This window comes from Paenibacillus apiarius, from assembly GCF_017052585.1.
Classification (GTDB): Bacteria; Bacillota; Bacilli; order Paenibacillales; family Paenibacillaceae; genus Paenibacillus_B; species Paenibacillus_B apiarius.
The window spans coordinates 3,559,010-3,573,789 of record NZ_JAFFHZ010000001.1; the positions used below are offsets into that span (position 1 = coordinate 3,559,010).

The 14,780-nt window shown below is 50.8% G+C and carries 11 protein-coding genes; 3 read left to right on the forward strand and 8 right to left on the reverse strand.

The window, feature by feature from the left end; genetic code table 11:
* The first annotated feature begins 16 nt into the window (after positions 1-16).
* The gene (locus JSQ80_RS15900; protein ID WP_176392905.1) at positions 17-154 is read left to right on the forward strand and encodes a hypothetical protein; all 138 of its coding nucleotides are present in this window, start codon (positions 17-19) and stop codon (positions 152-154) included.
* Here the strand turns inward: JSQ80_RS15900 and JSQ80_RS15905 are convergent.
* The 8 genes from JSQ80_RS15905 to JSQ80_RS15940 form a co-directional block, all read right to left on the reverse strand.
* Positions 151-1,362 (reverse strand): polysaccharide deacetylase family protein, encoded by a 1,212-nt coding sequence (locus JSQ80_RS15905; protein ID WP_206095989.1) that lies wholly within the window; start codon positions 1,360-1,362, stop codon positions 151-153. The two genes, JSQ80_RS15900 and JSQ80_RS15905, sit on opposite strands and share 4 nt — an antisense overlap.
* A 374-nt stretch (positions 1,363-1,736) precedes the next feature.
* The gene (locus JSQ80_RS15910; protein WP_087435065.1) at positions 1,737-2,429 is read right to left on the reverse strand and encodes a response regulator transcription factor; all 693 of its coding nucleotides are present in this window, start codon (positions 2,427-2,429) and stop codon (positions 1,737-1,739) included.
* Positions 2,430-2,675: 246 nt separating this feature from the next.
* Positions 2,676-3,827: an acyltransferase gene (locus JSQ80_RS15915; RefSeq protein ID WP_336245750.1), complete on the reverse strand. Its 1,152-nt coding sequence runs from the start codon at positions 3,825-3,827 to the stop codon at positions 2,676-2,678.
* A gap of 141 nt (positions 3,828-3,968) precedes the next feature.
* Complete coding sequence (locus tag JSQ80_RS15920; RefSeq protein ID WP_087435064.1) at positions 3,969-5,204, reverse strand: sensor histidine kinase; 1,236 nt, start codon at positions 5,202-5,204, stop codon at positions 3,969-3,971.
* A 57-nt stretch (positions 5,205-5,261) separates the two neighbouring features.
* Positions 5,262-5,957 carry a response regulator transcription factor gene (locus JSQ80_RS15925; RefSeq protein WP_206095990.1) on the reverse strand — a complete coding sequence of 232 codons (696 nt, stop codon included), beginning with the start codon at positions 5,955-5,957 and terminating at the stop codon, positions 5,262-5,264.
* 123 nt (positions 5,958-6,080) lie between these two features.
* Entirely contained in the window at positions 6,081-7,832 is a 1,752-nt protein-coding gene (locus JSQ80_RS15930; protein WP_206095991.1) for a copper amine oxidase N-terminal domain-containing protein, read from the reverse strand.
* Between the two features lie 394 nt (positions 7,833-8,226).
* Positions 8,227-9,180: an FmdB family zinc ribbon protein gene (locus JSQ80_RS15935; protein WP_240463685.1), complete on the reverse strand. Its 954-nt coding sequence runs from the start codon at positions 9,178-9,180 to the stop codon at positions 8,227-8,229.
* Positions 9,177-9,326 carry a hypothetical protein gene (locus JSQ80_RS15940; protein WP_206095992.1) on the reverse strand — a complete coding sequence of 50 codons (150 nt, stop codon included), beginning with the start codon at positions 9,324-9,326 and terminating at the stop codon, positions 9,177-9,179. Before JSQ80_RS15940 ends, JSQ80_RS15935 begins: the two co-directional genes overlap by 4 nt.
* A gap of 270 nt (positions 9,327-9,596) precedes the next feature.
* On the opposite strand from JSQ80_RS15940, the gene JSQ80_RS15945 reads away from it, so the two are divergent.
* Together JSQ80_RS15945 and JSQ80_RS15950 are read left to right on the forward strand one after the other, a co-directional pair.
* The gene (locus JSQ80_RS15945; RefSeq protein WP_206095993.1) at positions 9,597-11,375 is read left to right on the forward strand and encodes a VWA domain-containing protein; all 1,779 of its coding nucleotides are present in this window, start codon (positions 9,597-9,599) and stop codon (positions 11,373-11,375) included.
* Between the two features lie 11 nt (positions 11,376-11,386).
* Entirely contained in the window at positions 11,387-14,776 is a 3,390-nt protein-coding gene (locus JSQ80_RS15950) for a tubulin-like doman-containing protein (RefSeq protein ID WP_206095994.1), read from the forward strand.
* The last annotated feature ends 4 nt before the right edge of the window (positions 14,777-14,780 follow it).

Consider the following 14,780-nt stretch of genomic DNA (forward strand, 5'->3'; position numbering starts at 1 on the left):
TGAACGGAGAACGGTGATGCTTCGGATCGCTTCGAGGCTCCTGTTCTCCGTTTATTATGCCAAAAAAGACGCAGCCTTGGATGGCTGCGTCATGCTGGCGAGAAACCCGGTTAAGATTGACTATGACCCAAATTGGGACGAGGGTATCCGCTAGGCATTCGGAGCCGGGGAAGTCGAAAGCGTAACCCTTTTTTGCTTGTTGTTCCATTCAATTCGAATATCGTATAACGTGCAGAATTCACGCAATGGAACCATAACCTCGTTCCCTTTCATGCTTGGTGTCTTCTTCGTGAAGATGACCTCCTTGCCGTCGATCGTAACGTTCAGAGGAACGTTCGAACGATTGCCGGCGTCCTGCCCTTTTCCTTGTTTTTTGAGCAGCTTAATCAAGTCCTCCGGCGACTGCTTGCTGTTTCCCGCATCGAAGCGGAACGCATTTTTGTCCTTCCGCGTCGTCATCCCCTTCTTGATGGTAAAGGAGAGATCGATCTTAAGGGATTTCATGACGCCCATCACATCCTTGTTGAAAGCGCCGTAAGGAAATGCGATGATGCCCTGCGTGTTGCCGAGCTCTTGGTGCAGTCGTTTCTCCGCTGTCGCCAAATCGCCCGTAATGCGGCCGATATATTCTTCATCGCTCTCCAACCGTTTTTTATCAGTCAAGTACAGATGGCGAGTCAGCATCGGCTTTGTTTTCCCATTGGCATTGATCGGACCGTATTTGTGGGAATTATACGTATGGCTGTAGAAGCTCATGCCCTCTTTTTTCATTTCCCGCATCTGATCCCAGGTCAATTTAGGGCGTCCTTCACGGTTGTCGATGAAGGATACGATGACAAAATTGGTGGCGGTATAGTTGTATTTTTTCAAAATAGGAAAGGCGTGAGTATAAAAGCTCTCATACCCGTCGTCGAACGTAAGCAAGATGGCGTTATCCGGAATCGCTGCCCCTTTCGTCATGAAGTTGACATAGTCGTCCATGCTGATGACGTTGAAGCCGTTCGTCTTGAACAGCTCCATCTGGCTCTCGAATTGCTGCACGGGCAGCATATGAGGCTTTTCCGGCTTATCTACGATATCATGATACATGAGCACTGCTACCTGATCCGAATAATAGGTTGCCGTGGAGGCGGTTGGACTAGCGGCATCCACGCTCATGCCAAGCGCATTCTTAATGAAGGAAGCCGAGGCCATCAATTGTCCATTATCCATCGTGACGGCCGCGGAATCTTTTATTTCTTTCCCATCTACCACAACGGAGATGGCTTGGACGGTATCGTTCTGCACACAACCAGTCAGCAGATACAATAACGGCAGACATACAAGTATAGCTTTGAATGAACGGGGAAGGTGAACCTTCATGGATGAATCCTCCTCTAGTGTTTCTTCTATATGACGCGTGTTCAAAAAGGACACTTTTCAGCACCGAGAAGGTTGTAAGAACCCGAAGAAGGAGGAGCGGAGTGTAGGCGAGACTACACGAGCACCGGACTTCAAGGGTGAGTGCAAGATTCGATGTCGACTTACCTCTTGAGATGCTTCGTGATCAAAAGAGGACTTTTTGAACAACTTCTATATAGGAGTGTAAAAGGAGGATCTTAACGAATACGTACCTCATTCCTTAACGATTGCTTATCATTAGACAAATAAATCGTGTTTATCTTAAGAATTTGTTAATGAATGCGGCAATAAAAAACTCCTCATCCGCACTAGGCGGAACGGAGTTATGCAATCCTTTATTCCAACTTGTAGCCGATACCCCATACCGTCTTAATATATTTTGGGCTTTGGCTGTCCTTTTCGATTTTTTCACGGAGCTTGCGAATGTGGACCATAACGGTATTTTTTGACTCCATAAACGGCTCGTTCCACACTTCTTGATAAATTTTCTCCATGCTCATCACGATGCCGTGATTCTGCGCCAATATCTTCAGGATGGCGAACTCGCGCGGCGTCAGCCTTACGGGGTTGCCGTCCACGGTTACGGAGTGGGTGGATATATTGATGTTCAAACCGCCGATTTGGATCTCGTTCTCATCCGGAAGACGTCTTGGATTGAACTGATTGTGCCTGCGCAGTTGGGATTTCACCTTCGCCATCAGGACGAGCGGATTGAACGGCTTAGTTACATAATCGTCCGCTCCAACGCTGAGTCCGGCAATTTTATCGATATCCCGGCTTTTGGCGGACAGCATAATGATCGGGGTCGTGTTTTGCTCCCGTATTTTCATGCATGTCTGAATGCCATCCATCTGCGGCATCATGACGTCCAAAATAATGAGATCGATCGGATGTTTTTGAAGCAGCTCCAATGCGGCCAATCCATTGTTCGTTTTCAGCAGCTCGTACCCCTCGTTCTTCAAATAAATCTCGATCAACTCCACAATTTCATTCTCGTCATCTACCAACAATATGGTTTCTCTGGACATCGGATAAGCTCCTTTACATATTCCTTACTGTTAGCAAGTGTAGAAGGGAGATCTTAATAAATTCGTGTCCCAAAACTTAAAGATAGCTTATCAATTTCGAAATAAATCCAAATGTTGTTAAGATATTGTTAATATATTCCCCTCCCCCGGCAAAAACTCCGGCCTCCCATTGAATGGCGAGCCGGAGCTATGTAATCCCTGGAAGGGGGATCGGAATAAATTGAATGATACGAATCCAATGCCGGATTAATGACCGCTTGCGGCAACCGTAATGGGCCGCTGCGGCTTCCGCGCGGGAACATTCCCGAACAGGAGCCAGGAGTGGGGCAATACCCGTACAGTCAAGGCAACGATAATCCACGAGCACACGAGCGCAAACAGGAAGCCTCCTGCGTACCACAGATGATGGAGTTGCGATATGGAAGTGTGCGGTGGAAACATTCGGTACACGAGCAAAAAGAACGGATGAATGAGATAGATGCCGAACGAGAGTTCTCCGAGCCGGTTCATCCACTGAGTAAGCCAGGCCCATCCATGCCGGTGCAGCAGATGCGCCGCTTGAAACGCGATTAAGGCAAACGCATACGTATGCACATTCCACAACAGCTCGTACAAGAGCGAATTATATTGAATGCCGAGCAAACGGGTGCTATGCCAAATATATACATGTCCCAGACCGGCTGCCAATCCGATAGACCATAGCGCTATCCATGACGCCACGCGGGCGGTGTTCGCGTTCTCCCGGCTAACGATGAGCCAGGCTTTCAGCTTCGGATAGTAGATGCCTATAAATGCGCCTAGCATGAAGTAAGACATGTAGGATAATGACCAGCTTCCCTTATTGGGTACTTGGAGAGCGTATTTGTTCAGCAGAATGAACGTCCACTGCAAGGCCAACCCGAGCGGAACGCTCCACTTGGCGATGACAGGCTTGCGCTGGAACAGCCACAGGAACAATGGAAACAGCAGATAGAACTGGATACTGATAAAGACGAAATACAAATGCGTATATGCTTTCCCCGTCGCCAGCTGCATAATGAACTTCATCATCGATTCTTCCAAGGAGCGATCACGATAATGAATAACGTGCAGCAGAACGAAATAAAACACGGAAAATAGGCAGTACGGAACGATAATGTACTTCAATCTTTTTTTGTAGAAATTGGCGATAAGGCGTTTGTCCAACGGACGCGAAGCATAATTGTAGAACAGAACGAAGCTGCTCAGAAACAGAAATGTCGGTGTCCCTATCTTTGTGAAAATGTTGAAAAAGTTATACAGGAAATAAAAGTTGGATTCCTTCATGGCAAGCGTTGCGAACGATGTTGAGTGCACGCACAGAACCCCGAGAATCGCCATGGCTCGGACGAGTTGCACTTCGGACAGCTTTTCTCTCACAAGACTTCACTACTCCCTCTTTGTTTGCTATTTAGCGAAGTATAAGGGAGTGATCTTAACGAATCCGTACAGCAATTCTTAGCATTTGCTTAGCAAAAGATTAAAAAAGAGCTCACGCCCTTAAAGGTGTATGAATCACCTTCAAACAGCGTGAGCTCCGGGAAGAGGGAACCTCGTTTCGAACGTTGTCTGTCGTTCGTCGCTATATACGGATATTTTACCGCCATGCACCTCGATAATGCTTTTCGTAATCGCGAGCCCGAGACCGGTGCCGCCTGTTTCCTTCGAGCGGGATTGTTCTACCCGGTAGAAGCGGTCAAATATGAATGGCAGGTCTCTCTCCGAAATCGGCTCTCCGTAATTTGTAATTTTGACAAACGTCTCATCTCTTTCTTCACCGATAAAAATGTCGATGTATTTGCTTTTGTTGCCATATTTTATTGCATTAGATATCAGATTCTCGTAGGCGCGAACGAGTCTGTCTCCGTCGGCGGCGATCTTGAAAGGCTGATCCGCCGCATGAATGCGGCAGGTCATCTCTGCGCGTTCCAAGCTGGGCACGAACTCTTCGATTAACTGCCTGATGAAGCCCTCCATGTCCAATTCGGCAATTTCAAGCGGAAAGCCGTTGTTGATGCGTGTATACTCGAACAGATCGTCTATCAATTTTTTCAAGCTCAACGCTTTCTCGTAAGCGATGTTGACGTAATAGCGCAGCTCGATCTCATCCTTATAGCGATCGTTTTCAATGAGCTCCAAGAAGCCGAGGATGGAGGTCAGCGGCGTCCGTAAATCGTGCGATACGCCGGTAATGAGATCATTTTTCGTCTTTTCGGCATTTCGTTCTTCCTGGATGGAATGGCTTAACTGGGCGCTCATTTGATTGATGCTGTCCGCGACCAAGCCTAGATCGTGATCGGGCTTGACCGGTATGGCATGCACGAACTGTCCCTTCGCTATTTCTTGCAGGCCAAACGTAATTTCCTGCAAATAGCTGTTCAACTCCTCTGCCATCACATTGACTTGGCCGGCGATCATGCCAAGCTCATCCGAAGTTTTGATTGGAATGGTATAATCGAAATGTCCGTTGGAAATTTCCCGCAATCCGTGGTTGATCTGCTCGATGTAAGCGATAATGGAACGGCTCAACACAAAATAAAAGAAAAGGAACAATACGATGCCGGTCACGATGAAGACCGGGGTAGAGCCGATGTTGTTCACGACCCACTTAATCGGAATGTTGAAAGGCCTGAAAGCGAGCATATACGTAGACAACAAGCGGCCAAGCAATAGAAAGAGAGCCGTGCCGGCCAGACTTGCGACGAACACGAGCAGGAACTTCCACCGGACCGTATAAATCAGTTTGTTTTTTTCCATTCCGGCACCTCCCTGTTCAGAAGTTGTTCAAATAGTCCTCTTATGATCACGCGCTAGTTAAGAATCCATCTTATAGCCGATGCCCCATACCGTCTTAATATATTTCGGACTCTGGTTGTCCTTTTCGATTTTTTCACGGATTTTGCGAATATGGACCATGACGGTATTTTTCGATTCCATGAACGGTTCGTTCCATACTTCCTGATAAATTTTCTCCATGCTGAGCACGATGCCGCGGTTCATTGCCAATAGCTTCAGGATGGAGAATTCCCGCGGCGTCAGCTTCACGGGGGTATCGTCCACCGTTACGGAATGGGTGGCGATATTGATAACCAGGTCGTCGATTTGAATCTCGTTCTCGTTCGGGAGACGTCTGGTGTTGAATTGCTTGTACCTGCGCAGCTGGGATTTCACCCGCGCCATCAGGACGAGCGGGTTGAACGGCTTCGCCACATAGTCATCCGCTCCGATGCTGAGTCCCGCGATCTTATCGATGTCTTGGCTTTTGGCGGACAACATAATGATCGGGATGGTGTTTTGCTCGCGTATTTTCATGCATGCCTGAATGCCGTCCATGTGCGGCATCATGACGTCCAAAATAATCAAATCGACCGAATGGTTCTGCAACAGCTCCAGAGCCACCAATCCGTTGCTTGCTTTCAAGAGTTGATACCCTTCGTTTTTTAAATAAATTTCGATGAGTTCTGCAATTTCTTTCTCGTCGTCTACCAATAATATCGTCTCTCTAGTCATCGGACAGACTCCTTTTCGACATATGCTGCCATTTTCCTTATCGGGTAAACGCCGACAAGACGCCCCTTGTCACAGGAAGCGTCTTGACATATCGTTCATCCGATTCTTCTTGTCATCACTGACTTATTCCTTCGCATCCGGCATCGGCAAAAACACCATATGGATCGGCAGATTGCTGCCAGAGGCGAGAACGAATGAAATTTGGACCGTTTCTTCCTTGTTGCCGGTGCGGTACAGCACGCCGGCTTCTTCCGGATTGATCAAGATGCTTTCCTCCGTCATATTGACCACCTTGCCGTTAACCAGAAAGGCTCCGGCATAGTGTCCGCCGCGCGCATTCAAGGCGATGACGGTCCGGGGGGCGACTTTGATTTGCGTACTGTACAGTACGCCCGTATTGCCGATGTTTCGTTCTTCCTGCCCTGTAATGCGGTCTTCACCGATTACGAAATCATCGTTGTTATCGTCTCCGATAATAATCCGCTGCGGCTTCTCTCCAAGCGTGCCGCTTATCTCCAGCGACCGGTTGCCTTGCGGGAACGTGCCCCGCACATGCCTGCCGTCCCGTTCCAAGTGGCTCAGCTGCGGCAGAGAGGCGATAGGGTCCTTCTCTGGATCGAGAATGACAACGGAAAATTCAATCTCCTGATCGGTATGAAACTCCGAATATGACGTCATGGTCAAGCCCGGCTTGAGGGTCACCTTGCTAATATCGGGCAGCACGATGGCCGTCTCGCCTGCCGGCACCTTGAATGCATTCACAGGCTCGGACACGGTCAAGGATCCGAGAAATCGCGATACGGCTGTTTTTCCGCTCGTAGATACGTATTTCGTCGGTCCGCCCATCCCGAACGATTTCAAGGTGACATTTGCATCTGCCGTGCCGTGGTTCGTCGCCAGCAAATATACCGACAGCTCCTTCTGCGACCGGTTCTGGTTGTGAATGTTAATCCGGAAGTCGCCGGTCAGCTTATCCTGGTAGCCGATGCCTTCCTCTCCGTACAGATGCTCGGGGCTGTTGCTGCGCACGAACGTCATCGGATTGGAAATGGCGTTGTATGTAACCTGCTCATAGCCCAGCACGCCATAGTTTTCCACCGAGATTTTGCTTCCCGGCGGCGTGAAGAGCAGGCCGTGCTCCTCAGGTGTGTACAAGATTTCATCCGTTACCGACACCGTCTTGGTGACCGAGTGGGTCAAGCCATGCTTGTTCTCCACTTCCAGCGTGATCTCGTGATCGCGCGGTTCGAAGAAGGCAGACGCCTTGCCGGTCCACGTTCTCTTCACAATCTCGCCGTCCTCGTCATGACTGTGGTCCTCGTAACGAATGTTCTCGCCCATCTTGTAGACGGTCTTATCCGTCGAGAAATCGGCCACGGGCGCGGAATGGGTCTCGGGGCCCGAGCTCCAGGACAAGCTATAGCCTGCTTCGGATGCGCTCAGCTTGCTGTCCGTCAGATCGGCCCATGTGCGCAGCGGAACCATCAGGCTGCCTTTCTGAATGTATAGAACGCCCGCCGAAGTGACGGCAGAGCCGTTGACGTCGATGTTCTTCGTATTCGGTGTGAAGCGGATAGACACGTCATCTTTCGTAACTATTGCATCTTTTGTCTCTGCATCATAGGAGAGCGAGAAGCCGTACACCTGCGCGATGCTCTTCAGAGGGACATAGGCTCTGTCCTTTTTTTGGGTAACTGGCTGATCGGCTTTGATCGTCTGGCCATTGTAGTTCATGCTGCTGCTATTTTCCGTTAAGTTGAGACTGTGGCTGGAACTGCCTGCTGCGTCCGCGGTCGGTCCGAAGGCAAATAGCTGCCAAGACAGCGCCGTTCCTATCGCGATTGCTTTAAAGCTTTTTGAGATGTATGCATTCATGTTTCCACTCCTTCATTATAGTCGATTTTTAACATATGGGACATGTGAATATATATTTAACGCTTGTTTGCCGGAAAAGTTTCGCTCGAAAGTCGAATGCTGGAATAAGCGGGGAGGCGAGGAGGTGTGGCGCGCCGCGGCACATGGGCAGAAATAAATTTCTTTTCAAAATTTTGCTCATCGAGCTTCAACAAATAAAAACCAGGGTCCATGACCGGGGAAAAAACGGGCTTTGTGCCGGATGTAAAACAGATGGCGTCAAAGCAGCCCTGTGGACTGCTTTGACATCGATGTCTGGGCCATAAATCCGTCCCGAATGCTGAACCCAATCATTACCACGCCGCAGCGCGCAAAATAAAGAACAATTTTCACGGGTTCGAGGTTCATTGCAACGTCATATGGTTGAGCTTCTTGCGGCCGTTGTCTGAAAAACGGGATCCCATTCATACTTTTCATGATAGATGCGGTTCACTTCTGCGGCCAAGCGGCTCCAGTCTTCGTTCGGATACTGTTGAATCATCCGGTACAGGCGGAGGAACCGATCTTTGGGCAGCCGATGCGCGTAACGCCGCACCAATCCTGGATAAGCCTGCACGTAGCGCTTCATGCGCACGGCCGCTCCGGCCGCCCCGGCGAGAATGTCTTGCCCGTTATCGAGTCCGAGAATTTCAACTTCATGATTGATGACATATTGAAACGTTTTGTCTTTAATCAAATCGCGTTTAATTTTCGCTATTTCGCCGATGTAATCTGCCAGCAGCGGATCATACTGGCTGATGAGCAGCGGCTCCAGCACTAAGTCCATATCTTTGCGCAGCGCGAAAAAATGGAGCAGCGCGACCTGCTGCAGCCGAATCGTATCATTATGAAGCAGCGTGCCGAGCTCGCGCAGCAGCTCATAGGTTAGCTGCTTGTCCGTATCCCAGTTGGAAAAGGCGGTTTCCCAGTCGCGGTACACATCCTGCCCGATTCGTTCCCGCTCGCGCTGCAGCAGCTTATCGAGCGCCCGGTTCACTGCGAACGGCTTCATCCGCCGCTGCATGAGCCAGAGGAGCGATACGAACAGAAGTCCGGCGGCTCCGCAGAGCGCCATCTGCAAGGGGCCATCGCCCAGCAGCACGCCTGCAAGCGCAATGAGCGCGGAGATGAGCAGCGTGGCGATGCCCGCTCGGCTCACTTCCGCCTCCGCCTGCCGTTCGACCGGGATGATGGAGGATTTCCCGCATGACGGGCATTCCTCCTCCGCTAACACCGTAAAGGTTTGACAATGTTTGCACACCCTTAACTTTTGATAGGCGTATCTCGTTGTATGATAGGGTCTAAAAAACACGGGTATCTTTTTCATCATGATGGACCGCTTTCGCCATTTAGTATCGTCAACAAGGTCTGATCGATATCGGCATGGGAGGGCGTCGACTTGCGGCGGACCCAGTACAGTATCGATTTGACGGCGACAAATAGAAACAAAATACCCAAACATCCGTAAGCTAACATATGAAAATCCTTCCTTTTGCTATAGAGGGTATGGAAAAATTCACTTTTTGAACATGCACTTATAGACAATGATTATATCATAACGGGCGAATCGTGGTAGAATTAGTAAATAAATTGTCATATCAGGGAGACTTATGACGGGGAAGGAAATTTTTTATTCAGAAAATCTTCATATAATATTAAGAATTATGAGGTATAAACATATAGTACCGATCCGTCTATTAGACTTTATACCTATCATTACACATTTTTTCATAAAGGAGTGCAACTATGCTTCGTAGAAATCATTTCGCTTTTATTATGTTGTTGACTCTATCTATATTATTGCTGCCGTTGACAGGGCAACCTCCCGCAGCGCATGCGGCTCAGCAATCGTCCAAAATCGACTCCGTCCTCGTCGTGGACGTGAGCAACTCGATGGATACAAGCGATAAGGACAAGATCGGCAATGAGGCGATGAAGATGTTCATCGACATGTTGTCGGCAGCGGGCGACAAAGTCGGGATTGTCGCTTATACCGATAAAATAGAACGCGAGAAAGCCTTGCTGGAAATTCAATCCGATGCGGACAAGCAGGATTTGAAGCAGTTCATCGATCAGTTGAACCGCGGCCCTTACACGGACATTGCCGTAGGCGTGAAGGAAGCGGTCAAGGTGCTGCAGCACGGTGCCGATCCGGCGCATGAACCGATGATTGTGCTGCTCGCTGACGGCAACAATTATTTGAATAAAAACGGAAGCCGGACGCAGGAGCAGTCTGACCAAGAGCTCAACGAGGCCGTAGCCGATGCCCAAAAGAAAGGCATTCCGATCTATACGATCGGGCTGAATGCCGATGGACAGCTGAACAAGGACGCGCTGGCGGAGCTGTCGAAGCAGACGGGCGGCAAATCATTCGTGACGGCGTCGGCGGACGAGCTGCCGCAAATCTTAAGTGAAATCTTCGCCAGTCATTTGAAGCTGAAGATCGTGCCGATCCAATCGATTACGGCCAACGGCAGCTATCAAGATGTCATCGTGAATGTGCCGAACGCCAACGTCATGGAGGCGAACATCTCCCTTATGTCGTCCAAGCCGATTGATGTAAAATTATTCGATCCGTCAGGCAAGGAAGCAGCCATTCCCGCGGATGACGCGCAGTTGTCCCGCTCCAAGAGCTATTCGCTCATCAAGCTGATCCAGCCGGTTCAGGGCGACTGGAAGCTGCAAGTCAAAGGGGTAGCCAAAGACAAAATCGATATCAATCTCGTCTTTAACTATGATCTGGAGCTGGCGATGGATCCGCTGCCGGCGCAAGCCTACAAGAAGGGCGACAAAATCGAAATCAGCTCGTACCTGACGAGCAACGGCCAGAAGCTGCAGAACAATGCGCTCTATCAAAATATGAATGCCGTATTGACCGTGAAGGATCTCGACACAGGGGCTACGAAGGAAATTCCGCTTGACAATCTTGGGGATCGCTTCAAGGGCGCTTATGAGATTGAGGATAAGCATGAATATGAGTTGAAGGTGCGGGCGGAAGAGAAAAGCTTCTACCGGGAGACGAAGCCGGTCAATGTGAGCGCGAAGCCCGGTGGAGCGGGCGGCACCACTGCGGCAGGCTCGGCTGAAGAGAAGAAGCCTTTCCCGGTATGGCCCGTAGTCATCGGAGCTATCGTGCTGGCGGCGATTGCCGCCGCGGCCTATTTCATTATGGCGGCCGTGAAGAAGGCGACGCGCGGCTTCGTTGGCCAGATGGTGCTTGAAGTACGCGACGAGAACACGGGGGAGAAGACATACCCGCAGTATAAAAAGCTGACGGCCTTTAAGGGCAAATTCACGCTCCATCAGCTGCTGCAGCTGGCGCCTGAGCTGAAGGAAACCGAAACGATCGTGTTTGTGCCGAGCAAGGGCGACCGCGTCCTGCTGAAAAACGGATCGGCAGTCACGATTGAGAAATCCGGACGAGCAGTGGACGCGAGCAGCGGCCTGGAATTGAAGACCGGCGACCGGATTGCCGTACCGTTAAGCAGCGTCGACAAAACGGTATTGATCGAATATCTCGTATAGGGGGAACCATAATGAAACCGATAGTAAGAGAACATATTCAGCAGTTGGACGTGTCGCTCGGCGGAGGAATCGTCAGCGATAAGATTCGGGTTGAAACGATCGACAATCCGATTCTCATTATCGGGCTCGGCGGCACCGGGATTGACGCGCTGCTGCGCTTGAAATATCAGATTAACCGCCGCTTCAAGCTGCCTGAGGACCCGATTTCGAAGAAGAAGCGCGAGAAGCCGGACAATGTGGAGTTCCTGGCGTTCGAGACGAACGAACAGGATCGCAACAAAAAATATAAAGGAATCGGACTCGATCCGCTCAATGAATTCGTGCTGCTGTCGAATGCGGAAATCGGCGGATTGCTGCAGAACCGCAGCATTCTGGAGCCGTACATTACCGAATGGCTGTCGCCCGAGCTGAGCATCACCGACGGGATGAACGGCGCGGCCGGCGTCCGCCAGGCGGGACGGCTGCTGCTGTTCACGAAGATCAACCAAGTCGTGCAATCGATTGACAAAAAAATCAAGACGCTGTCCGTCGGCACGAACAAAAAGCTGATGGTGTTCCTGCTGTCTGGCTTGTCCGGCGGCACGGGGAGCGGCTGCTTCCTCGACATCTCGTACATCGTGCGGGGCATCATCGAGCGCGATCACGGCTCTGCAGGCATCGATCGCGTCAATACGCTCGGCTATTTGTTCACGCCGGATGTGAACTTGGCGAACAAAAGCTTGAGCGAGCATACGCGCGAATATGTCAAGAAGAACGGCTATGCCGCGCTTAAAGAGCTCGACTATTGGATGAATGTCGACAGCCGCGGCGAACGGTTCCGGCAGAAGTACGGCAACATTTTGACGGTTAATTCGCCGCTGCCGCCGTTCAATCTATGCCATCTCATCTCGGCGACGAATACGGAAGGCAAGCTGCTCGAGAACGCTTATGATTATTGCATGAACGTCACGGCGGAGAACATTACGAACTTCATGGCGAGCGAGGAGAAGCAGTCCGGCGAGGAATTCGCGATTCACGACTATATCAGCAACATCCGGACGAACATCGCACAGATGAACAAGGCGTATCCGGCCAACTACGAGTACAACATTATCGGAGCCTCTTCGGCGGTGCTGCCGATTGAAGAGATGACAACGTATCTGGGCTATCGCTTGTTCAACAAGATGGAGAAAATGTTCGAGAAGGCGCCAAGCCAGGAGGATGTCGAGAAGTTCGCGCGCAAGCTGGGCATCGATCTCGACACGATGGTGAAGACGTTCGAATCGCGTGTTCCCGAGCCGCTGCCGGGTTATGAGAACAGCGAACGCTTAAGCTATCACAATGTCATCAAAATGCAGGTCGTGAACATGGATACCGAGCTGGAGCAGAGCTTCCTGGCACGGGCCCGCGAAGAATATATCAAGGCGAAGAAGCAACTGCCGGGCGAGATCGTCGGGCAATTCACGGACCAGATCCGCAGAATGTTCCTTCATCCGGAGCAGGGGCCATTCTATGTATCGCGCCTCATCTACACGGAGAAGGGCTTCTGTCTCCTGAAGATGCTGCTCTCCTATATCGAGACGCTGCGCGAGAATCTGCACCGGATTCCGCGCGACATTGAGTCGGCGCAGGAGCAGGCGAACGATAGGCTCGGCGACGCGAAGAGCGCGTTTATTTCCAAGGATAAGAAGAAGAACAACTACATCGAGGCCAAAATCAACGAATATTGGCTGCATGCCGACGTCGAGCGCACGGAGCAGATGATCGAATTTTATGAGGATCTGCATGAGCTGCTGAACCGGGAGAACAACCGCATTTATAGCGTATTTACCGAAATTTTGAACGCGTTGAACGCTATTTTCGAGAAGAACGGCGACATCCTGATCAATGGCGAGGAGCAGGCCGATCATAAAGGCAACCGCACTTACTACTGGAATATCGTCAGCGTGCCGGACATCTCGAAGGTCATTAGCAACATCATGGAGCAGAAGGAAGTGGACGATCTGATCCGCGATTTCTCCATGGAGCTGTTAAACCGCTCGAACCAGTGGATTAAGGAGCAGGAGCTTGATATCGTCAGCTCGATTTCCGACTTCCTGTCGGACAAGTTCGGAGACTTGATTACGCAATCGATGGAAGAGTTCCTTGTGATGAAATTCGGCAACGACGAGTCGATCGACAAGTTCGTTGAACGCAGCATCGCAAGCAAGCTGGATGGAGAAGCGGTGCCCGTGTTCCACCTGAGCAACAGCTCCGGCAACCTGCATTTCCCGCGCTGGGGCTTCGTGTCTGTTCCGGTGAAAGCCCCGAGCATTTTGAAAGGCATTCGCAACTACCAGAACAATGCGGTCGGCAAGTCCAACTTCACGGTGAAGGAGAGCGAAGTGAAGAATCGCATCTTCTGGCTGAACACGCACAACGGGGTGCCGCTCTTCGTGTATACGCCGCTGAAGGTATATGAGGAGAGCTATGAACGGACGATTCTCGACAAAGAGGGCATCGGCCGCCATCTTGTGCAGACCGACAAAGTGAACTGGACGTACTTGCCGTCTCCGATTCCGGAGAAGTCTTGGGGCGATACCTATATGAACGCGCGCGTGCAGAAGTATAATTCCCGCGTGCGTGCGGAGTTCGACAAGGCGCTGCAGTCCAAGGTCATCATCGAAAAAGGCATGGATGAGAATACGAGCAATCGCTATGCCGCCATCTTCACGAAGCCGTTTGACTTGAATGGCGTTCTGAATGCGTATGATCTGCAGCTTCAGGCAGCCAAGCCGAACCTGGGCGAGGTGAAGCGGGCTTATCTTGATCTGAAGCGCATGCTCGAGGATGGATTGGAACAAGAGGGAGCCAAGGATATATTCGGCAGCATTAGCGAAGAGCTGGCGAAGGAGAATCTCATTCGCTCGCCGGAGCTTATTTTGCGCATGCGCGAGGAGCTCGCCAAATACGACGCTATCCGCGCGAAGGCATCCGAATTCGAGGAGCTGATCGGGCAGCATCAAGATGAAGAGAAATGGCAGGACCAGTTCATCGAAGCGCTTTACACCGGAACGATTTGCAAGAAGGGCGCGCTCTATGTCTATGACCGCGACGCAGAGGAGGAAGCTTGGGAACCGTTCGCCAATCTGGTGAAGAGCCGCGATTATGTAGAATTCGAGGTATTCGAGAGCTTCCGCAAGCTGAATGAGAAGCAGCGCAGCACGCTGCTGCGCAAGGCGGCCCGCCGTTCGGCGGAATTGACCGCTTCGGAGGATGTGACTCCCCTCTTGACGAAGCTGGATGAATTGTACGAGGCGTTCCTGGAAGCGCGCGAACGCTTGGAGTATGAGAAGATCGAATTGACGAATGGCGAAGATGCGTATCAATTCTATAAGCAGCTGACCACGAAGCTTAACGCGATTCGCAGAAAGTTGAAGTAAGCGG